The following is a 26,955-nucleotide window of genomic DNA, read 5'->3' as shown; positions in this document are numbered from 1 at the left end:
GGCGGAATGACCCGGCGCGCGCAGCGCCCGCCGGGCTCCATGAACGGCTCAGGGCCGGGCCTCAGGTCCGGGGCTCGGATACGGCCCGGTCCTGAGTCCCCGCTTTGGCCTGCTCCCGCCCGGCCGACCGCAGCACTCCGGCCCCCAGGGTCAGCCCGAACGCCAGGGCCGTCACCAGGGAGAAGGAGACCACCAGGCTGGTGGCGTCGGCGACCGCGCCGATCGCCGACGGCGCGATGAGACCCGAGGTGTAGGTGATGGTCGCGACGCCGGCGATGGCCTGACTGGGGTTCGGGCCGCTGCGTCCGGCCGCCGCGAAGGCGAGCGGGACGACGACGGCGACACCGAGTCCGATGAATCCGAAACCGGTCATCGTCAGTGCCGGATGCGGTGCGAGGACCACGGTGAGCCCGCCTGCCGTCGCGAGGACTCCGCCCCAGCGCACCGTACGCACGGGGCCGAAGCGGTCCACGATGCGGTCGCCCGCGAGCCGGGCGACCGCCATCGTCAGGGCGAAGGCCGTGGTCGACGCGGCCGCGAGACCCGGCGATGTGTCCATCACGTCCCGCAGGTAGACGGCCGACCAGTCCAGGCTCGCGCCCTCCGCGAAGACCGCGCAGAAGCCGATCGCCCCGATGACGACGGCCGATGTGGGCGGCAGGGCGAAGCGCGGCGGCGGCTCCTCGTCGGGCGCGCTGCGCAGATCCAGTACGCCCTGGCAGGCGATCAGTCCGAGCACGGTCAGGGTCAGCGCCGCCAGGGTGTGGTGCAGGCGGGCGTCGCTGCCCAGATGGGCCGCGAGGGTTCCGCCGGCCGATCCGATCAGAGCGCCCGCGCTCCACATGCCGTGCAGTCCGGACATGATCGAGCGGTCGAGACGGTTCTCGATCTCCACGCCGAGGGCGTTCATCGCCACGTCGGACATGCCCGCCGTCGCGCCGAACACGAACAGCGCCGCGCACAGACCGAGCAGGTTGGGCGCCAGGGCCGGGAGTGTCAGGGCGAGGGTCCACAGGGCGAGCAGTCCGCGCAGTGCGTTGCGGGCGCCGAAGCGGTGGCTGACCGCGCCGGCGAGGGGCATCGCGACCGACGCGCCGAGCGCGGGGAAGGCGAGGGCGAGACCCAGCTGCCCCGCGCTGACCGCGGCATGGTCCTGGATCCAGGGGATCCGGGTGGCGAAGCTGCCGGTGACCGCGCCGTGCACACAGAAGACCGCGGCGACGGCGTACCGTGCCCGTCGCAACTGCCGCTGCCCGTAGGCCGCTTCCTCCGCCATGAAGCTGCTCCTCCCCGTGGTTGGTTCGCGTAAACTATCAGGAACCCTGCCTGATAAATAGTGGCCGGATCAGATCTGGAAGGATCCAGGCATGCCCGCATCCCCCAGTACCGCCCGGGCCATCAACGACCGGGTCGCGCTTCAACTGCTCCAGCGCGAGGGCCCGTTGACGGCAGGGCAGCTCAAGGCCATGACCGGCCTGTCCCGGCCGACCGTCGCCGACCTGGTGGAACGGCTCCAGGGCTCCGGCCTGATCCAGGTCGTCGGAGAGTCGGGGGAGCAGCGGCGCGGGCCCAATGCCCGGGTGTACGGGATCGTCGCCGACCGCGCGCACCTCGCCGCCCTCGACGTCCGCACCCAGGGGTTGACCCTCGTCGTCGCCGATCTGCTCGGCGTCACCCTCGCCGAGGCGTCGCTGCCCATCGGCGACGACACCGGCACCGAGCCCGCCGTCGAGCGGGCGGTCGCCCTCCTGGAACGGACCGTGCGGGAGGCGGGCGCGGCCCGGCTGCACAGCGTCGGCATCGGGGCGCCCGGCCTCATCGACCCGATGAGCGGCGAACTGCGTGACACTTCCGGACTGCCGGCGTGGCACCGCCGCCTGGTCGCGGCGCTCCAGGAGAGGCTGCCGGCCCGGGTCGTGGTGGAGAACGAGACCAATCTCGCCGCGCTCGCCGAACAGCGGGCCGGCGCCGCGCGCGACCGGGACACCTTCGTCTGTCTGTGGCTCGGCCACGGCGTCGGCGCCGCGCTCTTCCTGGACGGCAGACTCCGCCGCGGAGCATCGGGCGGCGCGGGCGAGATCGGCTTCCTGCCGGTGCCGGGCACGGCCGGGCTGCCGTCGGCGAACGACTGCGACGGCGGCTTCCACTCGCTGGCGGGCTCCGCCGCGATCTGCGAACTCGCCGGAAAGTACGGCATCGAGGCCGCTCCGGCGCCCGGTCCCGCGGCGGCCGCACTGGTCGCCGAGGCGGTCGCCTCGGGCCACACCGACTTCCTCGACGCACTGGCGCACCGCCTCTCGCTCGGTGCGGCCGCGGTGGCCTCGGTCCTCGACCCGGGCTGTGTCGTCCTGGGCGGCGAGGTCGGCCGCGCGGGCGGTGAGGAGCTCGCCGCCAGGGTCGAGGCCAAGCTGGCGGCGCTGACTCCGCTGCCGACCCAGGTGCGTGCGGGTGATCTCGGCGGCGACGCGGTGCTGCACGGCGCGCTGCTGACGGCCCGGGAGGCGGCGCAGGACGAGCTGTTCGCACCGGGGGCGTGAGCTCTCGGGCGCGGCGCGCGCGGGCGCGGGCCCGGCAGTACCAGGGTGCTCCTTGCGAAGCCGCGGGCCCGGCGGTACCAGGGGGGCTGACGCAAGCTTGCGGCGCCCGCGCATTCAGTGTGCGAGGTGCCGGCCTGGCGATACCGGGGCGCTCGGCGCAGCTCTGAGGCGCATGCCCGTCCGGCTTGCGGGTCGCCGGCTCGGCGGACCGGGGTGCTGAGCGCGAAGGCGCGAGCCCGGCGGTACCAGGGCCGCTCGACGCCGGGTGCTCAGCCCGGCCCGGCACCAGGCGCTCGGCGTACGGTCGTGAGCCTGTCGGTACCGGAGGCGCTCCCCGCGAAGGCGCGGGTCCGGGGTACCTGGGCGCTCGACGCCGGGTGCTCAGCGCAGCCCGCGGTACGAGAACGCTCGGCGCGAGGACGCAACCTCGCGGTACGAGAACGCTCGGCCCGAGGACGCAACCTCGCGGTACGAGAACGCTCGGCCCGAGGACGCGAGCCCCGCGGTACCAGGACGCTCAGCGCGAAAACGCAAGCCCGGCGGTACCGGAGGTGCTCCTCGCGAGGACGCGAGCCCCGCGGTACGAGAACGCTCGGCGCGAGGACGCAGCCCCGCGGTACCAGGACGCTCAGCGCGAAAACGCGAGCCCGGCCGTACCGCGACGCTCAGCCCTTCCGCCGTGCCAGGAACTCCTCGAACGTGACCCGCCCCACGGCCCGTTCCGGTGTCAGATGGCCGCCCGCGCGGAAGCCCGCGTACGCCTTGCCCGCGAGCCGTACCGGCACGATCGCCCGGCGGCGTCCCGTCGCCCGGAGGTAGTCGCGGGCCAGGTCGGCGAGCGGCCGGATCTGGGGGCCGCCCATGTCGGCGACTCGGCCCGCGGGCGGTCCGAGGGCCAACTCGGCCAGCCGGTCGGCCACTTCGCCCGCGTCGACAGGCTGGACGCGCACACCCGACGGCAGCGGCAGTACGGGAAGCCTGGACGCGCCGGACAGCAGGCTCAGCACCAGCTCGTGGAACTGGGTCGTGCGCAGCACCGTCCACCCCGGGCTGCCCGACTGCTCGATCAGCCGCTCGGTCTCGCGCTTCACCCGGTAGTAGCCGAGCGGCACCCGGTCGACACCGACGATGGAGATGTGGACCAGATGTCCGACGCCGGCCCGCCGCGCGGCCTCGACCAGCCGGGCCGCCGATCGGTCGTCGCCCCCGCGCGGGCTCGTCGCGCAGTGGACGATCGTGTCGACCCCCTCGACCGCCGCGTCCAGGCCCCTACCGTCGCGCAGATCCACGGCGTACGGGTGCGCATGGCGGCTGAGGACGCGGACGTCGTGCCCGTCGCGGCGCAGGCGCGCGCTCACCAGAGTGCCCAGGGTTCCCGTGCCGCCCGTCACCAGGATCGAGGTCATGGCGCCCACCCTGCCAGGTCCGGCAGAAGCCCGACGGCGGCAAGGGCCGGGACTCCGCCGCCGGGCAGTCCACACCCCGCGCGCATGCCGAGGTGGGCTGAGACTAAAAGGACTAGACCAGTGCGTCAATAGGTCTGAACCAACGTCGGTTCGCGGGGTGTTCACCCCGCGGTCCCGGCCGTGCACTCGCCCTCTTGCGCGGCATGTCTAGACTTGTGAGTCAGCACACATCTGATCACTCGCATGGCCCACGCCCAGGCGTGGCAGAATTGCCCTGTATCAGCAGCAGCGCACTCCGGGGTCGGTGAAATTCCGAACCGGCGGTTACAGTCCGCGACCCGTCCGCATCCAGCGGCCGGTTGACCAGGTGAAATTCCTGGACCGACGGTTAAAGTCCGGATGGGAGGCAGTGCGCGGCGGGCGGCCCTACGCGGCATGCCGGCCGTAGTGGCTGGTTGTTTCACGACAACCGGCGTGCTCGGCCCAGGCGCAGCCGTACGGCGACGTCCCGCTTCTCTGTCGTTCGTCGACAGGCCCCGGAGTCCGTGCCCGAAGAGGCAGGAGGACCCGGTGGCCACCGCAGCCGACATCACCGCCATGCGCCGAGCGATCACGCTCGCCGCCCGCGGACTCGGCTCCACCAGCCCCAACCCGGTCGTCGGGTGTGTCATCACCGATGCCTCCGGCCGGATCGTCGGCGAGGGCTACCACCAGCGCGCCGGCGGCCCGCACGCCGAGGTCCACGCCCTGCGCGACGCGGGCGACCGGGCCCGGGGCGGCACCGCGTACGTCACCCTCGAACCCTGCAACCACACCGGTCGCACCGGCCCGTGTTCCCAGGCGCTCGTCGACGCCGGGATCGGCCGCGTCGTGTACGCCGTCGCCGACCCGAACCCGCAGGCCACCGGCGGCGGTGACACCCTGCGCGCCGCCGGGATCCCGGCGGAGGCCGGCCTGCTGGCCGAGGAGGCCGCGGCGGGCAACACCGCCTGGCTCACCGCCATGCGCCGCGGCCGCCCCTTCGTGCGGTGGAAGTACGCCGCCACCCTGGACGGCCGTATCGCCGCCGCCGACCGCACCAGCCGCTGGATCAGCTCGCCCGAGTCCCGCGCCGACGTCCACCGGCTGCGCGCCGAGGCCGACGCGGTCGTGGTCGGCTCCGGCACCGCCCGCGCGGACGACCCGCACCTCGCGGTCCGCGGGATCGAGGGCGCCACCCAGCCCCTGCGCGTCGTTCTCGACACCGAGGCCACCGCGGTGAAGCCCGGCGCCCGGGTCCTCGACGACGCCGCGCCCACCCTGGTCGCGATCGCCGACGACGCGACCACCGATCTCCCCGATGTCGTACGGCTGCCGAGGGCCGGGCGCGGGCTGTCCGTGCCGGCCCTGCTGGCGGCCCTTCATGAACGCGGCGTCCGTTCCGTACTACTCGAAGGCGGGCCCACTCTCGCCGGCGCCTTCGTCGCCGAAAGAGCGGTCGACGAGGTCGTCGGCTATCTCGCCCCCGTCCTCCTCGGCGCGGGCCCCGCGGCCCTCGCCGACGCCGGAATCTCCACTCTCCCCGAGGCGTTGCGCCTCGACGTGACGGAAGCCGTCCGTATCGGCCCCGATCTGCGTATCACTGCCACACCGAAGGAGCGCTGAGCGTGTTCACCGGAATCGTCGAAGAACTGGGTGAGGTCACCGCCGTCGAGAACCTCGGCGACTCCTCGCGTTTCCGACTGCGCGGACCCGTCGTCACCGACGGCGCCAAGCACGGCGACTCGATCGCCGTCAACGGCGTGTGCCTCACCGTGGTCGACACCGCCGACGGCGAGTTCACGGCCGACGTCATGGCCGAGACACTCGACCGCTCCAGCCTCGGTGCGCTTCGGGCCGGTTCCCGCGTCAACCTCGAACGGCCCATGGCCGTCGGCGGGCGGCTCGGCGGGCACATCGTCCAGGGACATGTCGACAACGTCGGCACGGTCCTGGAGCGCAAGCCCTCCGAGAACTGGGAGATCGTCAAGATCTCGCTCCCCGCCGACCTCACGCGCTACGTCGTCGAGAAGGGCTCCATCACGGTCGACGGTGTCAGCCTCACCGTCGTCGACGCCGGACCCGACTACTTCACGATCAGCCTCATCCCCACGACCCTCGCGCTGACCACGCTCGGCATCAAGCAGAGCGGCGACCCGGTCAACCTCGAGGTCGACGTCATCGCCAAGTACGTCGAGCGGCTGCTCGGCGCCGGTAACGAGGAGACAGCCCGGTGAGCGCTCTGTCCTGGCTCAACGCCGAGGCCTTCACGGCCTTCGACCAGCACATCCTGTGGTCGGACATGATCGGGAACTGCGTCGGGCTGTTCGCGCTCGCGCTCGGCTGGCGGCGCTCCATCTGGACCTGGCCGGCCCAGTTCGCCTCCGGTGTCATCCTCGTCGCGGCGTACGCCTCCGCCCAGCTCAGCGGCGGAGTCGGCAAGCAGCTCCTCGTCATCGGCGTGGCGCTGTGGGGCTGGCAGCAGTGGCGCCGCGGCCGGGAGCAGGCCCAGGACGGGTCCATCGCCGTCCGCTTCGCCACCTGGAAGGAGCGCGGTCTCCTCGCGGGCGGTGCCGTCGTCGGCACGCTCGCGGTGGGCGGGCTCTTCACCCTCTACCCGTCGCTGTCGTGGAGCCCGTGGGCGGACGCGTACATCTTCGTGGGCACACTCGTCGCGATGGTCGCCCAGGCCCGTGGGCTGGTCGAGTTCTGGTTCGCCTGGCTGCTCGTCGACCTCGTCGGCGTCCCCCTGGCCTTCAACAGCGGCCTGGCCTTCTCCGGCCTGGTCTACGTGGTCTACTTCGCGCTCGTCCTGTGGGGCATGCGCGACTGGTGGCTGCGCTCCCGTGGGAGCGTCAAGCCCGCTCTGGAAGGAGCAGCAGCATGACGGCACAGCCCACCTGGTACTCCACCGACAACGTCGAGGACTTCGCACTCGACCCGGTGGAGCAGGCCATCCGTGACATCGCCGCCGGACGTCCCGTCGTGGTCGTCGACGACGAGGACCGCGAGAACGAGGGAGACCTCGTCATCGCCGCCGAGAAGGCCACCCCGGAGATCGTCGCCTTCATGATGAGCGAGTGCCGCGGTCTGATCTGCGCGCCGATGGAGAGCGACGAACTGGAGCGGCTGGAGCTGCCCCAGATGGTGGAGCACAACACCGAGTCCATGCAGACGGCGTTCACCGTCTCCGTCGACGCGAGCTCCGCCCATGGCGTCACCACCGGGATCTCGGCCGCCGACCGCGCCACCACACTCCAGCTGCTCGCCGGCGGCCGCGCCGAAGCCTCCGACTTCGTGCGCCCCGGCCATGTCTTCCCGCTGCGGGCCAAGTCCGGCGGCGTCCTGGTCCGCAACGGTCACACCGAAGCCGCCGTCGACCTCGCCCGGCTCGCCGGTCTGCGTCCCGCCGGCGCGATCGTCGAGATCGCCGGCGAGGACGGGGTGATGCTGCGGCTGCCCGAACTGATCCCGTTCGCCCGCAAGCACGGTCTGACGATCATCTCCATCGAGGACCTGATCGCCTACCGGCGCTCCGCCGAGCCGACGGTCAAGCGCGAGGCCGCGGTCAACCTGCCCACGTCCTTCGGGCAGTTCACCGCCTACGGCTACCGCTCCACCGTCGACGGCATCGAGCACGTCGCGCTCGTCCACGGTGACATCGGCGACGGCGAGGACGTCCTCGTGCGCGTCCACTCCGAGTGCCTGACCGGCGACATCTTCCACTCGCTGCGGTGCGACTGCGGCCCCCAGCTCCAGGAGTCCATGGAGCACATCACCAAGAACGGCCGGGGCGTCGTCGTCTATCTGCGCGGCCACGAGGGCCGCGGCATCGGTCTGCTGTCCAAGCTGCGGGCGTACGAACTCCAGGAGCGCGGCCGCGACACGCTCGACGCCAACCTCGAACTGGGGCTGCCCGCGGACGCCCGCGACTACGCGGCCGGCGCCCAGATCCTCGAGGATCTCGGTGTCCGCAGCCTGCGGCTGATGACCAACAACCCCGACAAGATCAGCGCGCTGGTCCGGCACGGCCTCACCGTGCACGGCCGCGAGCCCATGCCCGTCCACGCGGGTGAGCACAACCTCCGGTATCTGCGCACCAAGCGGGACCGGATGGGACACGACCTGCCCCGGCTCGACGCCACCGGCGCGTCCGCCTGCGGCAACCAGTAAAGCCAGTAAGCGTCAAGGAGAGACATGAGCGGCAAGGGTGCACCCGAACTGTCCGTACGCAACTGCGGCGACCTGCGGGTCGCGGTGATCGCGGCGCAGTGGCACGAGAAGGTCATGGACGGGCTGGTCGACGGCGCTCTGCGCGCACTGCACGAGCTGGGCATCGACGAGCCGACACTGCTGCGCGTCCCCGGCAGCTTCGAGCTTCCCGTGGTCGCCAAGGTGCTGGCCGGCCGTGGCTACGACGCGATCGTCGCGCTCGGCGTCGTCATCCGCGGTGGTACACCGCACTTCGAGTATGTGTGCCAGGGCGTCACCCAGGGCCTCACCCAGGTGTCGATCGACACCGGTGTCCCGATCGGGTTCGGCGTACTGACCTGTGACAACGAGGAGCAGGCGCTGGACCGGGCCGGGATCGAGGGTTCGCACGAGGACAAGGGGCACGAAGCCGTGACCGCCGCCGTGGCCACCGCGGCCACGCTCCGGACCGTCAGCGAACCCTGGCGCTGAGCGTCCGGCAGGCGCCCGTCGGCCGAGGCGCTGCGTGTCCTCCGTTCCGCACCCCTTACTCTGAGACCATCATGGCGAACAAAACCTTCGAAGAGCTCTTCGCCGAGCTGCAGCTCAAGGCGAAGAACGGCGACCCGGCCACCTCCCGTACCGCCGAACTGGTGGACAAGGGAGTGCATGCCATCGGCAAGAAGGTCGTCGAGGAGGCCGCCGAGGTGTGGATGGCCGCCGAGTACGAGGGCAAGGAAGCCGCCGCCGAGGAGATCTCGCAGCTGCTGTACCACGTCCAGGTGATGATGGTCGCGCGCGGGATCTCGCTCGACGACGTCTACGCCCACCTCTGAGCACACCCGTCACCGCAGAACACTCCCTACGCACGAAGGAAGCCCGACTCATGCTGCGCATCGCCGTCCCCAACAAGGGTTCACTGTCCGGACCTGCGTCGGCGATGCTCCATGAGGCGGGCTACCAGCAGCGCAAGGAGTCCAAGGAGCTCGTGCTCGTCGACCCCGAGAACGAGGTCGAGTTCTTCTATCTGCGCCCGCGCGACATCGCGATCTATGTGAGTTCCGGCCGGCTCGACATCGGCATCACGGGCCGCGATCTGCTGCTGGACTCCGGCGCCAGCGCCGAGGAGATCCTCCAGCTCGGCTTCGCCCGCTCCACCTTCCGCTACGCGACCAAGCCCGGCACCGCGTCCGGGGTCGGCGAGTTCGGCGGCATGACGGTCGCCACCTCCTACGAGGGCATCGTCGCCAAGCACCTCGCCGAGCACGGTATCGACGCCTCCGTCGTCCACCTCGACGGAGCGGTCGAGACAGCGATCGAGCTCGGTGTGGCCCAGGTCATCGCCGACGTCGTGGAGACCGGGACCTCGCTGCGGAACGCCGGCCTCGAAGTCATCGGCGAGCCGATCATGACCTCCGAGGCGGTCGTCATCCGGCGCACCGGCGCGGACACCGACGACCCGAAGGTGCAGCAGTTCCTGCGCCGTCTCCAGGGCGTCCTGGTCGCGCGGAGCTACGTGATGATGGACTACGACTGCCGGGTCGAGCACCTGGAGCAGGCCGTGGCCCTCACCCCGGGTCTCGAGTCCCCGACCATCTCGCCCCTGCACCACGAGGGCTGGGTCGCCGTGCGCTCCATGGTCGCCGCCAAGGAGGCGCAGCGGATCATGGACGACCTCTACGACCTGGGCGCCCGCGCCATCCTCACCACCGCCATCCACGCCTGCCGGCTCTGAGGATGCCCGACACCATGCCCGCTTCCGCGCCCGAAATCCCCGCGCTGCCGGTCACGTTCCGGCCCACGCGCACCCGCGTCGTCCTGCTGACGGTGGGTGCGGTGATGTTCGTCGTCATCACGGCCGTCGCCCTTCTGCTGGAGAACCTCAGCGTGGGGGAGCGGAGCAGCTTCGTCTTCACCGCGGTGCTGTTCTTCGGCGTCCTGACGCTGCTGAGCCGGCCCAAGGTCGTGGCCGATGCGAGCGGGGTCACCGTCGTCAACCTCACCAGCACCCGGCGCCTGGAATGGGCGCAGATCCTCCGTGTCAACCTCCGTCCGGGTGACCCCTGGGTCTTCCTGGATCTGAGTGACGGAACCAGCCTGCCTGTACTGGGCATCCAGCCCGGAATCGCCAAGCAGCACGCGATCCGTGACGCCCGCGCACTGCGGGCGTTGTCGGAGTCCCGCGGCAGCTCGGACGCTCACTGAGCGTTTCGAGCGGCGATGCCCCTGCCGCGTCCGCGGCTTGCTTGTCTACTCTGGTGACGGCGGCGCCCGGCGCGCCCCGTCCCGCCCACCCCCGGCCGCTCGCGGCCCGCGGGACTCTCCACCGACCCGAGGAGTGACTCCCTCCAGCAATGGACGGATCGTCCGGTAGTACCTGCGCCGCCCCCTCCCAGGAGGCGGCGGCATGATCATCCCCCTGTCGCTGCTCACCGCAGCCTTCCTTCTGATCCTCGCCAACGGCTTCTTCGTCGCGGCGGAGTTCGGTCTCGTCACCGTCGACCGGCCCGACGCCGAACGGGCCGCCGCCCAGGGCGACCGCCGGGCCGGCAACGTCGTCCGGGCGCTGCGCGAGCTGTCGTTCCAGCTGTCCGGCACCCAGCTCGGCATCACCATCACCTCGCTCGTCGTCGGCATGCTCGCCGAACCGGCGCTGGCCCAGCTGCTCCACGGGCCGCTGACGGCCACCGGGCTGCCCGCGGGGGCCGTCTCCGGAGCCGCGGTGGTGATCGGCATGCTGCTGGCGTCCGCCGTGCAGATGGTGATCGGCGAGCTGGTCCCGAAGAACTGGGCCGTGTCCCGGCCGCTCCAGGTCGCGCGGTTCGTCGCCGGCCCGCAGCATCTGTTCTCGACCCTCTTCCGACCGGTCATCACGCTGCTCAACTCGGCCGCCAACCGTCTCGTGCGACTGTTCGGTGTCGAGCCGGCCGACGAGCTGGCGTCCGCGCGCACTCCCGGCGAGCTGATGTCCCTGGCCCGCCACTCGGCTCTGGCCGGCGCGCTGGAGCAGGACACCGCGGACCTGTTCGTCCGCACTCTCTCGCTCGGCCATCTCACGGCGCAGCATGTGATGACGCCGCGGGTGAAGATGAGCGCGCTCCAGACCGACGCCACGGCGGCCGACGTCCTCAACCTCACCCGGGCGACCGGGCTTTCACGCTTCCCCGTCTACCGCGAACGCATCGACGAGATCGTCGGCATGGTGCACCTCAAGGACGCCCTCGCCGTTCCCGCCGACCAGCGCACGCGCGTCCCCGTCGACCGGGTCGCCGTCGCGCCGCTGCTGGTCCCCGAGACCCTGCCCGTCCAGCAGCTGCTGGAGCGGCTGCGCAGCGAGCAGCCGATCGCGGTCGTGGTCGACGAGTACGGCGGCACGGCCGGGGTCGTCACGCTGGAGGACATCGTCGAGGAGCTCGTCGGCGAGGTCCGCGACGAGCACGACGCCGAGGCCGACGCCCAGCCCGAGCTCGCGCCGGTGGCCGCCGAGGACGGCCGGCCGGCCTGGGAGGCCGACGGCAGCTGCCGGGTGCTCACCCTGCGCCGTATAGGTCTCGATGTGCCCGACGGCCCGTACGAGACCGTGGCCGGACTCGTCGCCGATCTGCTGGGCCGCATCCCCGCCCCCGGTGACCGCGCGGAACTCCCCGGCTGGCGGCTCTCCGTGCGCCAGGTGGAGCGCTACCGCGCCGAGCGGGTGCGCCTCGTGCGCACCGCCGACGTCCCGGTGCTCACGGAGGCCGCACGATGAGCGTTCTCCAACTCGCCTTCGCCGGCCTGCTGGTACTCGCGAACGGGTTCTTCGTCGGGGCCGAGTTCGCGCTCGTGTCCGTCCGCCGCAGCCAGGTCGAACCCCTCGCCGCGGAAGGCTCGGCCCGGGCCCGCCAGGTGCTGCACGGACTGGAGAATCTGCCGCAGATGATGGCGGCCGCGCAGTTCGGCATCACGATCTGCTCGCTGACGCTCGGCGCTGTCGCCGAGCCGACCGTCGCGCATCTGCTGGAGCCGGTCTTCCACGCGGCACACGTCCCCGAGGGCCTGATCCATCCCCTCGGCTTCGTGATCGCGCTCGCCGTGGTCGTCTTCCTGCATCTCGTCATCGGCGAGATGGTCCCGAAGAACCTCGCCATGGCCGCACCGGAGAAGACCGCGCTCTGGCTCAGCCCGGGCCTCGTCGCCTTCGCCCGGCTGTGCCGTCCGGTCACCGCGGCACTCGGCGCCTGTGCCCGGCTGGTCCTGCGTGCCTTCCGGGTCGAGCCGAGGGACGAGGTCGAGTCGGTCTTCACCAGCGACCAGCTGGGCCAGCTGGTCGAGGACTCGGGGCAGGCCGGACTGCTGGAGCCGGCCGAGCAGGAGCGGCTGGAGGACGCCCTCGAACTGGGCTCCCGCCCGGTGAGCGACGTCCTGATCACCCGCGCGGCCCTGGTCACGGTCCCGCCGTCGGTCACCCCGCGCCGGATCGAGGAACTGACCGTCCGCACCGGCTACTCCCGCTTCCCCGTGAGCGCCGAGGGGCCGGGGCCGTACATGGGCTATCTCCATGTGAAGGACGTCCTCGACCTGGAGGACCGCGAACGGGCCGTGCCCCAGCACATCTGGCGGCCCATGGCGACGCTGCGGGCCGAACTGCCGCTGGACGACGCGCTCACCGTGATGCGACGGGCCGCCACCCATCTGGCGCAGGTCGCGGACGCGTCGGGGCAGGTACTGGGCCTGGTCGCGCTGGAGGACGTGCTGGAGATGCTGGTCGGCGAGGTCCGTGACCCGTCCCACCGGATCACCGTGCCCTCCACGCCCCGGACCACACCACCGGCCCGGGACACCGCGCTGGTCGGCTGAGGCTCAGACCGGCGGAGGCTCCTGAGGGCCGCGGTCCCGCGGACCGCGGCCCGACAGGACCTCGCCGTACGCCTGCATGAGATCGGGCAGCCGCAAGGTGGCCAGATCCTCGCGGGTCGGCGTGCCGGGGTAACCGGACAGCCGCAGATCGCGGTACGCGCAGCTCTTCTCGTACAGGGTGCGCAGAAAGCGTCCGTTGCCCAGCTCGTCGATCCAGCTCTGGTCGACCACATGGCCGCTGATGGACCGCAGCTCGTCGACGGCCTCCTCGTCCCACATGTCGCCGTTGTCGGCGGCCAGCACCTGCCCGATCGCCGTCAGCTCCAGCGGTCGGTACGAGGGGAAGTCGACGCGGGTGGTGAAGCGGGACGACAGCCCGGGATTCGTGGCGAGCAGCCGGTCCATGCCCTCGGGATAGCCGGCCAGGATGACCACGAGATGGTCGCGGTTGTCCTCGGCCCGCTTCAGCAGCACCTGAAGAGCCTCGTCGCCGTAAGCATCGCCCTTGCTGTAACCGGAGTTGGACAAGCTGTACGCCTCGTCCACGAACAGCACACCGCCGAGCGCCGAGTCGATCAGTTCGTTGGCCTTCACCGCGGTCTGGCCGAGGAACTCGCCCACCAGATCGGACCGTTGGGCCTCCACCAGATGGTCGCCGCCGAGCAGCCCCAGCGCGTAGAAGACCCGGCCGAGGATGCGGGCCACGGTGGTCTTGCCGGTCCCGGAGGGGCCGGAGAAGACGAAGTGGCGCTTCGGCGGCTGTACGGGCAGACCCTGGCCGGCCCGCAGTCTCGCCATCCTCAGCTGTGCCGACAAGGCGTTGACCTGCCGCTTCACCGGTTCCAGTCCCACCATCCGGTCCAGCTCGGCGAGAGCGTCGGCGAGCAGGTCCGGGTCGGTGGGGCCGGCCGGGAAGAGCGGGGGCGCCGGCTGGGCGGGCGCCGCCGCCCGGTGACGGATGGTCTCGGGCGGAGCGGCGGGCACCGAGCCGGGGAGCTGGGTCTGTGGATCGACGCCGATACGGGCGTCGGCGGCCGGCGAGCCCTCGCCCTCGGCCTGCGCGTCCACCGCGTCCTGCCCGTAGCCGGCGAGGGAGACGGCGAGCCCGGCCGAGTCGTCGAAGCCGTCCATCCCGTCGTACTCGGCGATCGCGGCGAGCCGGGCCGAGGTGTCCATGAACGCCGGGTCGATACGGTGCACCGCCCGGTACAGCGGCAGTGCGGCCGCGCTGCGCCCGGTGCCCTCGTGGGCGCGCGCCAGCCAGTACCGCAGCTCCTTGCGCTGCGGCTGCTCGCTGCGGCAGCGCATCAGCGCGGCCGACAGCAGCGGCTCGGCCTGTCCGTACATCTCCAGACGCACCCGGGCCATGCCGCCGAAGAGCCCCGCCTCGATGCCCAGCACCTGATCGTTGACCAGCGGCTCGGTGTGGCGCACGAGCTGTTCCCAGTCCTTGACCAGATAGGCGCGGCAGGCGTGCAGAAACCGGACCTGCGGATCGGCGTCGACCGGCGGCAGTCCGGCGAGCGCCCGGTCGAGCTCGGGCACATGACGGCCGTCGAGCCAGTGGGAGGCGTGCGCCAGCAGGAGATCGCGGGGGCTCTCCAGCACGGGCTGGACCCACCAGCCCAGCCAGTACCAGGAGTTGAGCGTGCGGCGGTGCCGCGCGCGCTGCTCGCCGAAGCGTTCGCGATTGCGGTACATGCGCAGCAACGCGGTCGTCGTGTCGACGCGCAGCGCATGCAGCCCGAGCCAGCCGTCCGCCATCCCGGGGTCGAGCCGCACGGCGCTGCGGAACTCCTCCTCCGCCTGGGGGTATGCCCCCATGGTGTAGGCGTCCACGCCGCGCACCCAGGCGAGGTCGGCCGGGGCCGGTGCGCCCTGAGTGCCGATGTCCATCAGGTCCCCCACAAAGTGCACCTGTGCTGTGTTTTCCGGGGGGAGCCCCCGGACCCCCGGCGCCGGGAGGGCGACCGTGGGCAATGCACTGAACCGCCTTGCCGTGGACGGGAATTGACCCCACCGAGGTGCATCGTACCTGCGCAGAGGGGTTGCGCCTAAGGGCACCACAAATGATCCATTGGCGGTGACCCAGGGTGAGCGAAGGTGGGCTGTCGCGCCGGTGAAGTGGGGGAGAAGGCAGAACGAAGCCCCCGATCACGGGGGAACAACCGGGGGCTTCGCGTCTGCGGCGACTCCGGAAAGCCGCACATTGAGAACGTAAGACCTGTACGCCCCGTCGGTCAAGAAGAGTTGGAGCACTCTTGAGGCGGATTTCCGACTGCTCAGTATGGGGGTGAAATCCGGTGACCCTCTGTGATGATTCCGTTCAATCGTGCTGTCGCAGAAGGCCTCGGCAGTACCTCGTATCCCTCGGAACACTCGCGTACCAGGGAATTCGCGAATGAATACGAGGGGTCGGTCAGGAAATGGCGAGTCTCCGCCATCGTCCAGTCGTCCCAGAAGGCCGAAAGCGCATCCCCGTCCCGCAGACGGCCCCGCCGCCAGGAGCTGTCGGAGTCCTTGTCCATCCAGAACAGCCATGCCAGATGAGGGCGCAGTGCCCGCCGGCCGGCGCCCACGCCCTCGACCAGCACCACGGGTGCCGGTTCGAGCGTCCGCGCCGAGCTGAAGCGCCGCTCGACCCAGTCGTACGGCTCGTAGAGCGCCTCCTCACCCCGTGAGAGCGGGGCGACGACCTGGCCGAGCATCCGGTCCGTCCAGTCGAAGAACTCCTCGTGGCTGGCCAGATCGTCGAGATGCAGCACCGGCACTCCGCCCCCGAGGGCTTCCGCGAGCCGTGCGGCGAAGGTGCTCTTGCCCGATCCGGCGTGGCCGTCCACGGCGATCAGCCGCACCGGCCCGCAGGAAGGCGGCAGCGCCCGCAGGGCCGGCGTCAGCTGTTCGAGATCGTCCATTCGGCCACCCTACGAGGGCCGGCTGGAATGCCGCAGGTCACTCCCTATGCATCGGTCCGCGGAACTCCCAAAGGACAAGACCAATATTGGTGCGCGACGCGATGCCGGGATGCTGGCAGAACTTGGCAGGGACCCGTAATAGTGGGCCCACTGCAGGCACCGACTTGGGAGTCCCATGGCCAGAGCCACTTCCCGTAGAACCGTGCTCGGAGCCGCGATCGCCGCAGCGGCGGGAGCGGGCCTCCTGTCCTCGTCGGCCGTCGCGGCCACCGCACCCCGGGCGCGAGATGGTGGCGTGCCCGGAATTGCGGCTCGGAAAGGTGCAGGAACGATTCCGTTCGTCGACAACCGGTTCTGGGCGACGTATACCGACTGGCGCGGCGGCACGACCGCCGGCACCAGGGCGGTCGCCGGCAGCCGTCCCGGAGTCGTGATCGCCGCACCCGTCGGCCGCGTCGACTACACCGACCCGCACACCGGGAAGACCGCCGCCTGGGACTACGCCACCTGGACCTCCCCGGTCCATCGTGCCCGGGTGCCGGCGACGGAGCTCGTCGCCTCCTGGAACGCACACACACCCGCCGGCACGTGGATCCAGGTCGACCTGCGCGGCCACTACTCCGACGGCACCGTCAGTCCCTGGTTCGTGATGGGCCGATGGGCGGCGGGCGACGGCGACATCCGGCGGACCTCGGTCGACGGCCAGACCGACGGCAAGGCGTCCATCTGGACCGACACCTTCTCGATCGACAACGCCGCGAGCGGTCTGCGCCTCGCGACCTACCAGTTGCGGCTCAGGCTCCACCGCAAGCCCGGCAGCGGCCTGACGCCCACGGTCCGGCGGCTCGGCGCGATGGCCTCGGATGTTCCCGACCGGTTCACCGTCCCGGCCTCCACCCCGAAGCTCGCGCGCGAGCTGGCCGTGCCGCGCTACTCGCAGAACACGCACGTCGGCCAGTACCCCGAGTACGACAACGGCGGCGAAGCCTGGTGCAGCCCCACCTCCTCGCAGATGATCATCGAGTACTGGGGCCGGAAGCCGTCCCCGGCGGACCTCGCCTGGGTCAACCCGGCCTTCGATGACCCGCAGGTCTGCCACGCGGCCCGCTTCACCTTCGACCACCAGTACAACGGCTGCGGGAACTGGCCGTTCAACGCCGCGTACGCGGCGACCTACCCGGAGATGAACGCGGTCGTCACCCGGCTGTCCTCGCTCGCCGACCTGGAGACGCTCGTACGCGCGGGCATCCCGGCCATAACGTCGCAGTCGTTCCTCAAGGAGGAGCTGACGGGTGCGGGCTACGGCACCGCCGGCCATCTGATGACCGTGATCGGGTTCACAGCCGCGGGCGATGTGATCGCGAACGACCCCGCGTCGCCGGGGAACGCGGCCGTACGCAGGGTCTACCGCCGCCGCGAGTTCGAGAACATCTGGCTGCGGACCAAGCGGTACAACGCGAGCGGGAACGTGTCCTCCGGCACAGGAGGCGTCTGCTACCTGTACTGGCCGGAGCGCCCGACGGCCGCTCAGCGCAAGGCTCTGGAGGCCTTCGGCATCCACTGAGGAGCGGACCGGGCCCCGGGGGCAGTGACGTACGTCTCTACCGTCGGGGCCCCGGTCTTTGGCACTGTGGTCGGGTCACCGGGGGGACGCACACCTGTCAGCCGACCGAGCGAGAGCCCCATGACTTCTTCCGCGACCACCGCAGACCGCGTCCGGACCCGTACCGGCGGCCCCGACGAGGACTCGAACCTCCTCGAGCACATTCTCGGCTGGACCCTCGTCGTCGTGTTCGCCATGCTCGTGACGCAGATCGGCCTGATCTAGCCGCTGCGCAGGTCTGCCATACTGCGGGAATCCTGTGGCAGTTGGAGACTAGGGCGCAATTTGAATAATAGTCAACAACGCGGTGCGACCGAACGATCCCAGGTACGCCGCGTTGAACTCATCGCAACCGGGCGGAAGTTGTTCGCCGACACGTCCTACGACGCGCTGTCGATGGACGACATCGCGAAACACGCCGGTGTCGCCAAGGGTTTGATCTACTACTACTTCAAGAGCAAACGCGGCTACTACCTCGCGATCATCGAGGATTCGGTGGCCGATCTCGTCTCCGGCGCGGCGAGCGCCACCGAACTGCCGCGCGCCCAGCGGGTGCAGCGCACCGTCGAGGGCTATCTGCGCTACGCCCAGCACCACGAGGCCGCCTTCCGCACCATCGTCACCGGCGGCGTCGGGTTCGACACCGAGGTGCAGTCCATACGCGGGGCGGTGCGCGAGGAACTGATCGCCACCATCGCCGAGGGTGCGTACGGCAGGCGGGACATTCCCATGATCGCCCGGCTGGCGCTGCTCGGTTGGCTCAGCAGCGTCGAGCAGATCACGCTCGACTGGCTCTCGCACCAGGAACTGGAGCGGGAGCTCGTCTGCGCTCTGCTGATGCGCCAGCTCCGGGCCACCCTCGGCACCATCGAGGAGTTCGAGCCGAAGTGCCCGCAGCCGCCGCGCGAACACGTGCCGCCGCCGTATCCGCAGGACACCGCGGTCCAGGCATGACCCGGCGCGTACGGGCCTGACGCGCGGTTCCGGGGCCCGACCGGGTGCGTCCGGAACATGACAGCGGGGCGGGGAGCCCGACCGGCTCCCCGCCCCGCTGTTCTTCTCGGCCTACGGGACAGCCCTCAGCTGATGGCCTTGATCAGCTCACCGTTCGCGGTGTCACCGCTGAGCTCCCAGAAGAAGGTGCCTCCCAGGCCCTGCTGGTTCTTGTAGTTCATCTTGCCGGTGATGGTGGCGGGGGTGTCGTAGCTCCACCACTGATTGCCGCAGTGCGCGTACGCGGTGCCGGCGACGGTCCCGTTGGCCGGGCACTTGGCCTTCAGCTCCTTGTAGTCGTCGATACCCGCCTCGTACTTGCCCGGCGCGGGTCCCGTCGCCGTGCCGCCGGGCGCCTTCTGGGTCACGCCGGTCCAGCCGCGTCCGTAGAAGCCGATGCCGAGCAGCAGCTTGGAGGCGGGGACGCCGAGGGACTTCAGCTTCTGGATCGCCGCGTCGCTGTTGAAGCCCTGCTGCGGGATGCCGGTGTAGGACGTGAGCGGCGAGTGCGGCGCCGTCGGGCCCTGCGCGGCCCAGGCGCCGAAGAAGTCGTACGTCATCGGGTTGTACCAGTCGACGTACTGCGCGGCTCCCGCGTAGTTTGCCGCGTCGATCTTGCCGCCCGACGAGGCGTCCGCGGTGATGGCGGCGGTCACCAGGTTCGACCCGCCGAACTTGGCGCGCAGCGCCGACATCAGGTTCTTGAAGGACTCGCGCCCGCTGGTGTCGCACGAGAGCCCGCAGGAGTTGGGGTACTCCCAGTCGATGTCGATGCCGTCGAAGACATCGGCCCAGCGGGGGTCCTCGACGAGCTTGTAGCAGGAGTCGGCGAAGGCTGCCGGGTTCGCGGCGGCCTGTCCGAAGCCGCCGGACCAGGTCCAGCCGCCGAAGGACCAGAGGATCTTCAGATTCGGGTGCAGCTTCTTGAGCTTGCGCAGCTGGTTGAAGCTGCCGCGCAGCGGCTGGTCCCAGGTGTCGGCGACGCCGTCCACGCTCTGGGCCGCGGTGTAGGACTTCTCGTAGTCGGCGAAGGCGTCGCCGACGGTGCACTTGCCGCCCTGGACGTTGCCGAAGGCGTAGTTGATATGGGTCAGCTTGGCGGCCGACCCGGACGTCTGGATGTTCTTGACGTGGTAGTTGCGGTCGTAGACGCCCCATTCGGTGAAGTACCCGATCACCTTGCTGCCGGCGGCGGCCGGGGCGGCGGCCGTCGTCGACGTCTTCTCCTGCGGGGCGCTCCCGCCCGCGGCGGCGGCGTGGGCCCCCGTCAGCAGGGTCGCGCCGAGCGCGGCGGTACAGGCGGCGGCGATCAGTGCCCTCAGGCGGGCACGGGGACGGTGTGGACCTGACATCTGGTCTCCTCGTGGGGGAGGCGAACACGTGGGGGGAGTGCTGTCGGCCGTCTGACTCTTTTGACATGAACGCGGTACGCGTTGCAGGAACGGTAGAAGGACTAGACCATTGGGTCAATGGTTCGGACCAAGTTCCCGTGCAGGGGAGCGGGGGCCGGGCCGGACGGCTCCACCCGTGACGGAAGCCCGCTGATCGGGCATACTCAACCCGCCACAGCCGCCGTCCAGCCCCATCCGTGACCCGGAAAGGCAGCATCGGCCTGGCAGGAAGACCCGGCGGCGCGCACACACCCTTCGCGCGCGACCGCCGCATCGCCCGACAGGGAGGAGAGCGCCGCAATGCCCGACCGCGCCCCGCAGCCGGTGGACCGTCAACTGCCCACCGAGGAGTCCAGGGATCTCATCGCCCTGGTGCGCGACATCATCGAGCGGGAGATCGCTCCACGGGCGGCCGAGGAGGAGGAGGCGGGACATTTCCCCCGCGAGCTCTTCACCCTCCTGTCCGAGGCAGGTCTGCTCGGCCTTCCCTATGACAGCGAGTACGGCGGCGGGGACCAGCCGTACGAGGTCTACCTCCAGGTCCTGGAGGAACTCGCCGCCGCACGGCTCACCGTGGGCCTCGGCGTCAGCGTCCACTCCCTCTCCTGCCACGCACTGGCCGGATACGGCAGCAAGCAGCAGCAGAGCGACCACCTGACCGCCATGCTCGGCGGCGGACTGCTCGGCGCCTACTGCCTGTCGGAGCCCTCGTCGGGCTCGGACGCCGCCTCCCTGCGCACCAAGGCCGTCCGCGACGGTGACGACTGGGTGATCACCGGCACGAAGGCATGGATCACCCACGGCGGGATCGCCGATTTCTGCACCGTGCTCGCCCGCACCGGCGGGGAGGGCGCCCGCGGCATCACGGCCTTCCTGGTGCCCGGCGACGCCGAGGGCCTGAACGCGGCCGCGCCCGAGAAGAAGATGGGCATGAAGGGGTCGCCCACGGCCCAGATCAACTTCGACGGCGTCCGGGTCTCCGACGCCCGCCGCATCGGCGACGAAGGGCAGGGCTTCGCGATCGCGCTCTCGGCGCTGGACTCCGGCCGCCTCGGCATCGCCGCGTGCGCCATCGGTGTCGCGCAGGCCGCGCTCGACGAGGCCGTCTCGTACGCCACCGGCCGTCTCCAGTTCGGCCGGCCCATCGCCGACTTCCAGGGCCTGCGCTTCATGCTGGCCGACATGGCCACCCGGATCGAGGCGGGGCGTTCCCTCTACCTGGCGGCTGCCAGGTTGCGGGACGCGGGACGTCCGTTCTCCCGCGAGGCGGCCATGGCGAAGCTCTTCTGCACGGACACGGCGATGAGCGTGACGACCGACGCCGTGCAGGTGCTGGGCGGCTACGGCTACACCCTGGACTTCCCCGTCGAGCGCTATATGCGCGAGGCCAAGGTCCTGCAGATCGTCGAGGGCACCAACCAGATCCAGCGCATGGTCATCGCGCGCCACCTGGCCGGTCCCGAGACCCGCTGAACCGACCGCGCCGCGGCCCGCCCCGGGCGGGCCGCGGCTGCGTCGGTCCCCGCCCTGCGTCAGCGGATGGAGACGCTGTGGGCCATCTCCGTGTAGTGGGTCCGGCCGGGGTACACGATCGCGTCGATGGTCCCCCGGCAGTCGGCGCCGGTCCACACCGTGGCCGTCGCGTTGGTCCTGTTGGTGATCGAGGACGGGAACCAGGTGACCGGGTAACACCCGCTCGGATTCTCGTAGGCGACCCGGTTGATGATCAGCGTGCCCTGGGCCGCGTAGGCGGAGTTCGCAATCGCGAGCGTCAGCGCCGCCGCCGTCGCGAGCGCACCGAGCACCGTGGCCGTCCGTCTGTGCGTCATCCGCCGGCTCCCTCCACCGGTTGCGGGCCGCGCCCGAAGCGGCTCGCGGGTGGTCCCACGTAAGCACGCGGGCGGGGAGCGGACGGGCGGAGCGCACCGGCCCGAACCCGTCAAGTGCCGTGTTTCCGCCACTGATTCACCACGGGTCCGGGAGATGCGGAGCGCGGACATGGCAACGTGCGTGCGCGGGAAGGGAGTTCAGGTCTTCCCGCCGCGGTGCGAGCCCCGGAGGCCGGCAGTGCGGCCGACGGGACCCCGCCGTGCGGCAGTGCGCAGCCCGAACTGCCCGTCCTGGGCTGCGCGTTACGGCTTCTGCCGGGAATCTCGTGCCTCGACAGGGCGAAGCCTGCCGGGACTTGGCGTCAGACGCGGTGGCTGCGTATCGCCGGCATCCGCACCGGACGCGAGCCCGGGCCGCCGACGTGCGAGAAGGGCTGCATCCGCCAGTCCAGACCCTGAGGCAGCGTCAACAGCAGTGCCGTGTCCTGCTCCTGGACCTCCAGCGACTCGTCCGCGGCGCTCGCCTGCGAGGCGGGCCGGCCGGTGCCGGTGCACACGGTGAGACCGAACGGGTTCCACGGAGTCGGGCACAGCGCGTGCTCCGGAAGGACGTCCTCGTCGGCCAGCAGTGCGATCGGCTGCACGCAGTCCGGGCAGATGACCCGGTACATCTCGTAGGTGTCGTACGCGTCCAGCTCGTCCATCTCGGCGGGCTCAGCCGGATCAACGGGCTCCGGTTCGGTACGGCCGGTGTTCTTGACACTCTGCATGGAGATCTCCCCCTCGGGTGGGCCGACCAGGCACGTGCGGCCTCGACCACAGCAAGCACTTCCCCACGCGCCCGGCAGGTAACCGTGCGGTCACGGCGGAGGCGCCGCCGGGACTGTGGTGTTCGTCACATGCCCCCCGCAGGTGCCCTCCCACGCCACTTTCGGCTGTGCCGGAAGCCACCTGGGCAATTAGGTTGATCCGCATGGAGGAGCTGGATCGTCAGATCGTGGAGTTGCTCGTCAAGGACGGGCGGATGAGCTACACCGACCTGGGCAAGGCCACCGGCCTGTCCACATCGGCGGTGCACCAGCGCGTCCGCCGTCTCGAACAGCGCGGCGTCATCCGCGGATACGCGGCGGTCGTCGACCCCGAGTCGGTCGGGCTCCCGATCACCGCGTTCATCTCGGTCAAACCGTTCGACCCCAGCGCCCCCGACGACATCGCCGAACGGCTCGCGGACGTACCCGAGATCGAGGCATGCCACAGCGTGGCCGGCGACGAGAACTACATCCTCAAGGTGCGTGTCTCCACCCCGCACGACCTCGAGCACCTGCTCGCCCGCATCCGTACCCTCTCCGGGGTCTCCACCCGCACCACGGTCGTCCTGTCGACCCCGTACGAGGCACGCCCGCCGCGTATCTAGGCTGGTCCCATGACCGAGAGCACCGCCCCCCGCGCCGAAGACCGCACCGTCCTGCTGCGCGGCGGAGAAGTCCACAGCCCCGCCGACCCCTTCGCCACCGCGATGGTCGTCGAACGAGGCCACATCGCCTGGGTGGGCTCCGAGGGGGCGGCCGACGGCTTCGCCGACGGGGTCGACGAGATCGTCGACCTCGAAGGGGCCCTCGTCACTCCGGCGTTCACCGACGCCCATGTGCACACCACGGCCACCGGCCTCGCGCTCACCGGGCTCGATCTCTCCGGCGCGGCCACCCTGGCCGACGCCCTTCGTCTCGTACGCGAGCACAGTGCGGCGCACCCCGGCGCCGCCGTCCTCCTCGGCCACGGCTGGGACAGCACCCGCTGGCCCGAACGGCGTCACCCCTCCCGCGCCGAACTCGACGAGGCGGCCGGCGGCCGCCCGCTCTATCTGCCGCGTATCGACGTCCACTCCGCCGTGGTCACCACGGCGCTGCTCGACCTCGTCCCCTCGGTGACCGGTCTGTCCGGCTACCACCCGGGCGAGCCGCTCACCGGCGCCGCCCACCACGCGGTGCGGGCAGCCGCGCACGCCGCCGTCGCTCCCGCCCAGCGCGAGGCGGTCCAGCGGGCCGCGCTCGAGCACGCCGCGTCCCTCGGCATCGGCACGGTGCACGAGTGCGCGGGGCCCGACATCTCGGACGAGGACGACTTCACCGGTCTGCTCGCACTCGCGCGCGGCGGAGACGTTCCACGCGTCGTCGGCTACTGGGCGGAGCGCGTGGCCGACGAGAAGGACGCCCTGCGCGTCAGGGAGCTCGGAGCGGCCGGGGCCGCGGGTGATCTGTTCGTCGACGGCTCTCTCGGCTCCCACACCGCCTGCCTCCACACCCCCTACGCCGACGCCGCCCACACCGGAACCGCGCATCTCGACACCGCGGCCGTCGCCGCCCATGTCGCCGCCTGCACCGAGGCCGGGCTCCAGGCCGGCTTCCACGCCATCGGCGACGCCGCTCTCTCCACCGTCGTGGACGGCATCCGGGCCGTCGCCGACACGCTCGGCCTCGCCCGCGTCCGCGCCGCCAGGCACCGCGTCGAGCACGCCGAGATGTTGACCCCCGAAACCATCGCCGCCTTCGCCGAGTTCGGCCTCACCGCCTCCGTGCAGCCCGCCTTCGACGCGGCCTGGGGCGGCGACGAGGGCATGTACGCCGAGCGACTCGGTGTGGAGCGGGCGCGCACCCTCAATCCGTACGCCGCCCTGCTGCGCGCCGGCGTCCCGCTCGCTCTCGGCTCCGACGCCCCCGTCACGCCGCTCGACCCCTGGGGCACCATCCGCGCCGCGGCCTTCCACCGCACCGCCGAGCACCGGGTGTCCGTACGGGCCGCTTTCACCGCCCATACCCGGGGCGGCTGGCGGGCCGTGGGTCGCGACGACGCGGGCGTCCTGGTGCCCGGGGCGCCGGCCGACTACGCCCTGTGGCACACCGACGAACTGATCGTCCAGGCGCCCGACGACCGGGTCGCCCGGTGGTCGACGGACCCGCGTTCCGGCACCCCCGGCCTGCCCGACCTCACCCCCGGCACCGAGCTGCCGGTCTGCCTGCGAACGGTGGTATCCGGACAAACGATCTTTGAGCGGCCGAAAGAGTGACGTCCGGACATTTCGTACCGCCGACCGGTGCTTTCGAGGTTCGGCCACGACCTGCGGATCTTCGTCTCCCACCTGGGGAATTGGGCAAATCGCGCAGATCGCCCGACTGTTGACACGGAGCGCCCACCGGCCGGTAGGTTCGGCCGAGTCCACCACAGGACGTCCGACCGGAGAACTTCCCCCCAGTCGTCGAACGCCGCTGGGCCATGGGGCAGAGCACCGCACCGGTGCACTGCCACTGGGAGCCAGGTCCAGCGCCCGCGCCTCGGGGGCGAGGGAAGGTTTCAGCCGGCCGGCAGGTGCGACCCGGGTAGGGCCCGGCGTTCAGTAGACAACGGCTCTCGGTCGACCCGCAGCCAGCGGGTCCCAGGTCGGCCCGAAGGACGCCGGGCCCTGATCCGCACCCCTGCCTCCCCCGCCGCACGGCACACGACACCCCAGGTCCGTGCCGCCGCAGCCTCCCGCCGCGCGATCGCTATGGTGGGGCTCTGTGCACGGACATTAAGGGGCAGTAGTGAACGACGGCGCTGGGTCTACCCAAGGCGAAGCCCAGGGGAGGCGGTACGAACCGCTCGGCAGATCCTTGGTGATCATCCCGACCTACAACGAGGCCGAGAACATCAAGACGATCGTCTCCCGGGTGCGCGAGGCCGTGCCCGACGCGGACATCCTCGTCGCCGATGACAACAGCCCCGACGGCACCGGCAAGATCGCGGACGAACTCTCGGGCCACGACGAGCAGGTGCACGTCCTGCATCGCAAGGGCAAGGAAGGCCTCGGCGCCGCCTACCTCGCCGGCTTCGCCTGGGGCATGGAGCACGGCTACGGCGTACTGATCGAGATGGACGCCGACGGCTCGCACCAGCCCGAGGAACTGCCCCGGCTGCTGACCGCTCTGAAGGGCGCCGACCTGGTGCTCGGTTCGCGCTGGGTTCCCGGCGGCCGGGTGGTCAACTGGCCCAAGTACCGAGAGTTCCTGTCCCGCGGCGGCAGCACCTACTCCCGCCTGCTCCTCGGCGTCCCGATCCGCGACGTCACGGGCGGCTTCCGCGCCTTCAGGGCCGAGACGCTGAAGGGTCTCGGACTCGGCGAGGTCGCCTCCCAGGGCTACTGCTTCCAGGTCGATCTGGCCCGCCGCGCGGTGGCCGAGGGCTATCACGTGGTCGAGGTGCCGATCACGTTCGTCGAGCGGGAGCTGGGCGACTCCAAGATGAACCGCGACATCGTCGTCGAGGCCCTGTGGCGCGTCACCGCATGGGGTGTCGGCGACCGGGCGAATCGCCTCCTCGGCCGCAAATCCTCGTAGCGGCGACGGGCTGACGACCCTCCGGTCCGGACCGCGATCTTCTTGATCACCCGCTTACGCCACTCCGGCGGACGCCCAGGCACACTGGGAGCATGACGACCGGCTCAATGCCCCCGACAGCCCCCAAGCGCTCACGCGCCCGCAACCTGATTCCCCTCGCCGTCGCCGTCTGGCTGGTGCTCGAGATCTGGCTGCTGACCCTGGTCGCCGGGGCGGCCGGGGGGCTGACCGTGCTCGCCCTGCTGATCGGCGCCGGCATCGTCGGCGGCGCCGTCGTGAAGCGCGCCGGCCGACGGGCCTTCCGCAATCTCACCGAGACCGTGCAGAGGCAACAGAGCGGCCAGGCGCCGCCCCCGGAGAGCGGCAGCACCGGCAACGGCTTCGTGATGCTCGGCGGACTGCTGATCATGCTGCCCGGCCTGATCTCCGACGTGGTGGGCCTGGCCCTGCTGGTGCCGCCCGTCCGTGCGTACCTCGGGCGCCGCGCCGAGCGGTCCCTCGACCGCCGTATGCGGGCGGCGGGACCCGGCAGCCTGGGAGACGCCTTCCAGCAGGCCCGTATTCACCGCCCCGACGGCAAGGTCGTGCAGGGTGAGGTCATCCGTCAGGACGCGGGGCATCCGGCGGGCGGACACCAGGGCGAGGGTGACCCGGGCCCGAGGCCGCCGCTCACGCCCTGAGCGGCGCCCGATGTGCGGCGATCGGGCCGGTCCTCAGGCTCCTGAGCGTGCGGCCCGGCGCGCACCTGTCCGGGACGCACACCCGTTCCGGACCTGAGGCGTCGCCCTCTGGACCCCGCAGCCCTTAGCTCGGACGCCGGACCCGCACCCCGGACACAGCAGAGCCGCGGGCCGTCTCACCAGGTC

General features: G+C 71.2%; 26 protein-coding genes and 1 riboswitch. Of the genes, 19 read left to right on the top strand and 7 right to left on the bottom strand.

The window, feature by feature from the left end:
* Nucleotides 1-61 precede the first annotated feature (61 nt).
* The gene (locus tag ACFWU3_RS27070; RefSeq protein ID WP_384442771.1) at nucleotides 62-1,276 is read right to left on the bottom strand and encodes an MFS transporter; all 1,215 of its coding nucleotides are present in this window, start codon (nucleotides 1,274-1,276) and stop codon (nucleotides 62-64) included.
* A gap of 91 nt (nucleotides 1,277-1,367) precedes the next feature.
* On the opposite strand from ACFWU3_RS27070, the gene ACFWU3_RS27065 reads away from it, so the two are divergent.
* A complete protein-coding gene (locus ACFWU3_RS27065; protein ID WP_384442768.1) occupies nucleotides 1,368-2,537 on the top strand; it encodes an ROK family transcriptional regulator in 1,170 nt (389 codons plus the stop codon).
* A 665-nt stretch (nucleotides 2,538-3,202) separates the two neighbouring features.
* On the opposite strand, the gene ACFWU3_RS27060 is transcribed toward ACFWU3_RS27065, so the two are convergent.
* Nucleotides 3,203-3,943, bottom strand: coding sequence for an SDR family oxidoreductase (locus tag ACFWU3_RS27060; RefSeq protein ID WP_384442765.1), 741 nt, complete (start codon nucleotides 3,941-3,943; stop codon nucleotides 3,203-3,205).
* 286 nt (nucleotides 3,944-4,229) lie between these two features.
* Nucleotides 4,230-4,360: riboswitch (FMN riboswitch) on the top strand.
* 153 nt (nucleotides 4,361-4,513) lie between these two features.
* On the opposite strand from ACFWU3_RS27060, the gene ribD reads away from it, so the two are divergent.
* The 10 genes from ribD to ACFWU3_RS27010 all read left to right on the top strand — a co-directional run bounded on the left by ribD (nucleotide 4,514) and on the right by ACFWU3_RS27010 (nucleotide 12,988).
* On the top strand, nucleotides 4,514-5,587 hold the full coding sequence (gene ribD / locus ACFWU3_RS27055) for a bifunctional diaminohydroxyphosphoribosylaminopyrimidine deaminase/5-amino-6-(5-phosphoribosylamino)uracil reductase RibD (protein ID WP_384442762.1): 1,074 nt from the start codon (nucleotides 4,514-4,516) through the stop codon (nucleotides 5,585-5,587).
* Between the two features lie 2 nt (nucleotides 5,588-5,589).
* Complete coding sequence (locus tag ACFWU3_RS27050; RefSeq protein ID WP_384442759.1) at nucleotides 5,590-6,198, top strand: riboflavin synthase; 609 nt, start codon at nucleotides 5,590-5,592, stop codon at nucleotides 6,196-6,198.
* Nucleotides 6,195-6,848 carry a nicotinamide riboside transporter PnuC gene (locus ACFWU3_RS27045; RefSeq protein ID WP_384442756.1) on the top strand — a complete coding sequence of 218 codons (654 nt, stop codon included), beginning with the start codon at nucleotides 6,195-6,197 and terminating at the stop codon, nucleotides 6,846-6,848. The genes ACFWU3_RS27050 and ACFWU3_RS27045 overlap by 4 nt, the downstream gene beginning before the upstream one ends.
* Nucleotides 6,845-8,134, top strand: coding sequence for a bifunctional 3,4-dihydroxy-2-butanone-4-phosphate synthase/GTP cyclohydrolase II (locus tag ACFWU3_RS27040; protein ID WP_313947513.1), 1,290 nt, complete (start codon nucleotides 6,845-6,847; stop codon nucleotides 8,132-8,134). Before ACFWU3_RS27045 ends, ACFWU3_RS27040 begins: the two co-directional genes overlap by 4 nt.
* A 24-nt stretch (nucleotides 8,135-8,158) precedes the next feature.
* A complete protein-coding gene (gene ribH / locus ACFWU3_RS27035) occupies nucleotides 8,159-8,644 on the top strand; it encodes a 6,7-dimethyl-8-ribityllumazine synthase (protein WP_313947514.1) in 486 nt (161 codons plus the stop codon).
* Between the two features lie 71 nt (nucleotides 8,645-8,715).
* Nucleotides 8,716-8,988, top strand: a complete 273-nt coding sequence (locus tag ACFWU3_RS27030; RefSeq protein WP_142215995.1) for a phosphoribosyl-ATP diphosphatase — start codon at nucleotides 8,716-8,718, stop codon at nucleotides 8,986-8,988.
* A gap of 50 nt (nucleotides 8,989-9,038) precedes the next feature.
* Nucleotides 9,039-9,887 carry an ATP phosphoribosyltransferase gene (hisG, locus tag ACFWU3_RS27025; protein WP_384442751.1) on the top strand — a complete coding sequence of 283 codons (849 nt, stop codon included), beginning with the start codon at nucleotides 9,039-9,041 and terminating at the stop codon, nucleotides 9,885-9,887.
* Nucleotides 9,888-9,901: 14 nt separating this feature from the next.
* Complete coding sequence (locus ACFWU3_RS27020) at nucleotides 9,902-10,357, top strand: PH domain-containing protein (RefSeq protein WP_384442748.1); 456 nt, start codon at nucleotides 9,902-9,904, stop codon at nucleotides 10,355-10,357.
* Between the two features lie 202 nt (nucleotides 10,358-10,559).
* Nucleotides 10,560-11,900: a hemolysin family protein gene (locus tag ACFWU3_RS27015; protein ID WP_384442745.1), complete on the top strand. Its 1,341-nt coding sequence runs from the start codon at nucleotides 10,560-10,562 to the stop codon at nucleotides 11,898-11,900.
* Nucleotides 11,897-12,988 (top strand): hemolysin family protein, encoded by a 1,092-nt coding sequence (locus ACFWU3_RS27010; RefSeq protein WP_313947519.1) that lies wholly within the window; start codon nucleotides 11,897-11,899, stop codon nucleotides 12,986-12,988. Before ACFWU3_RS27015 ends, ACFWU3_RS27010 begins: the two co-directional genes overlap by 4 nt.
* A 3-nt stretch (nucleotides 12,989-12,991) precedes the next feature.
* Here the strand turns inward: ACFWU3_RS27010 and ACFWU3_RS27005 are convergent, their stop codons facing one another.
* Both ACFWU3_RS27005 and ACFWU3_RS27000 read right to left on the bottom strand, forming a co-directional pair.
* Nucleotides 12,992-14,884 carry an AAA family ATPase gene (locus ACFWU3_RS27005; protein WP_384442741.1) on the bottom strand — a complete coding sequence of 631 codons (1,893 nt, stop codon included), beginning with the start codon at nucleotides 14,882-14,884 and terminating at the stop codon, nucleotides 12,992-12,994.
* 386 nt (nucleotides 14,885-15,270) lie between these two features.
* Complete coding sequence (locus ACFWU3_RS27000; protein ID WP_384442738.1) at nucleotides 15,271-15,903, bottom strand: uridine kinase; 633 nt, start codon at nucleotides 15,901-15,903, stop codon at nucleotides 15,271-15,273.
* Between the two features lie 175 nt (nucleotides 15,904-16,078).
* Between ACFWU3_RS27000 and ACFWU3_RS26995 the strand changes: the two genes are divergently transcribed.
* The 3 genes from ACFWU3_RS26995 to ACFWU3_RS26985 all read left to right on the top strand — a co-directional run bounded on the left by ACFWU3_RS26995 (nucleotide 16,079) and on the right by ACFWU3_RS26985 (nucleotide 18,460).
* Complete coding sequence (locus tag ACFWU3_RS26995) at nucleotides 16,079-17,467, top strand: peptidase C39 family protein (protein ID WP_384442735.1); 1,389 nt, start codon at nucleotides 16,079-16,081, stop codon at nucleotides 17,465-17,467.
* Nucleotides 17,468-17,587: 120 nt separating this feature from the next.
* Nucleotides 17,588-17,731, top strand: a complete 144-nt coding sequence (locus ACFWU3_RS26990; RefSeq protein ID WP_313947523.1) for an SCO1431 family membrane protein — start codon at nucleotides 17,588-17,590, stop codon at nucleotides 17,729-17,731.
* A 60-nt stretch (nucleotides 17,732-17,791) separates the two neighbouring features.
* Entirely contained in the window at nucleotides 17,792-18,460 is a 669-nt protein-coding gene (locus ACFWU3_RS26985) for a TetR/AcrR family transcriptional regulator (RefSeq protein WP_384442732.1), read from the top strand.
* Between the two features lie 125 nt (nucleotides 18,461-18,585).
* Here ACFWU3_RS26985 and ACFWU3_RS26980 read toward each other — a convergent pair whose 3' ends face one another.
* Nucleotides 18,586-19,851, bottom strand: coding sequence for a glycoside hydrolase family 18 protein (locus ACFWU3_RS26980; RefSeq protein ID WP_384442729.1), 1,266 nt, complete (start codon nucleotides 19,849-19,851; stop codon nucleotides 18,586-18,588).
* Nucleotides 19,852-20,190: 339 nt separating this feature from the next.
* Between ACFWU3_RS26980 and ACFWU3_RS26975 the strand changes: the two genes are divergently transcribed.
* Entirely contained in the window at nucleotides 20,191-21,363 is a 1,173-nt protein-coding gene (locus tag ACFWU3_RS26975) for an acyl-CoA dehydrogenase family protein (protein ID WP_384442726.1), read from the top strand.
* A 59-nt stretch (nucleotides 21,364-21,422) separates the two neighbouring features.
* Here the strand turns inward: ACFWU3_RS26975 and ACFWU3_RS26970 are convergent, their stop codons facing one another.
* Both ACFWU3_RS26970 and ACFWU3_RS26965 read right to left on the bottom strand, forming a co-directional pair.
* Nucleotides 21,423-21,719 (bottom strand): hypothetical protein, encoded by a 297-nt coding sequence (locus ACFWU3_RS26970; protein ID WP_384442723.1) that lies wholly within the window; start codon nucleotides 21,717-21,719, stop codon nucleotides 21,423-21,425.
* Between the two features lie 362 nt (nucleotides 21,720-22,081).
* Entirely contained in the window at nucleotides 22,082-22,489 is a 408-nt protein-coding gene (locus tag ACFWU3_RS26965; protein ID WP_384442720.1) for a hypothetical protein, read from the bottom strand.
* 203 nt (nucleotides 22,490-22,692) lie between these two features.
* On the opposite strand from ACFWU3_RS26965, the gene ACFWU3_RS26960 reads away from it, so the two are divergent.
* From ACFWU3_RS26960 to fxsA, 4 genes are all read left to right on the top strand, one after another.
* Nucleotides 22,693-23,133, top strand: coding sequence for an Lrp/AsnC family transcriptional regulator (locus tag ACFWU3_RS26960; RefSeq protein WP_313947529.1), 441 nt, complete (start codon nucleotides 22,693-22,695; stop codon nucleotides 23,131-23,133).
* Between the two features lie 9 nt (nucleotides 23,134-23,142).
* A complete protein-coding gene (locus ACFWU3_RS26955; protein ID WP_384442717.1) occupies nucleotides 23,143-24,783 on the top strand; it encodes an amidohydrolase in 1,641 nt (546 codons plus the stop codon).
* Nucleotides 24,784-25,297: 514 nt separating this feature from the next.
* Nucleotides 25,298-26,089, top strand: coding sequence for a polyprenol monophosphomannose synthase (locus ACFWU3_RS26950; protein ID WP_384442714.1), 792 nt, complete (start codon nucleotides 25,298-25,300; stop codon nucleotides 26,087-26,089).
* A gap of 92 nt (nucleotides 26,090-26,181) precedes the next feature.
* Entirely contained in the window at nucleotides 26,182-26,769 is a 588-nt protein-coding gene (fxsA, locus tag ACFWU3_RS26945; protein ID WP_384442711.1) for an FxsA family membrane protein, read from the top strand.
* Nucleotides 26,770-26,955 lie beyond the last annotated feature (186 nt).

The organism is Streptomyces sp. NPDC058685 (assembly GCF_042714725.1).
GTDB lineage: Bacteria > Actinomycetota > Actinomycetes > Streptomycetales > Streptomycetaceae > Streptomyces.
Note: the sequence above shows the minus strand (reverse complement) of the source record. Positions and strands in the feature narration are given on the sequence as shown.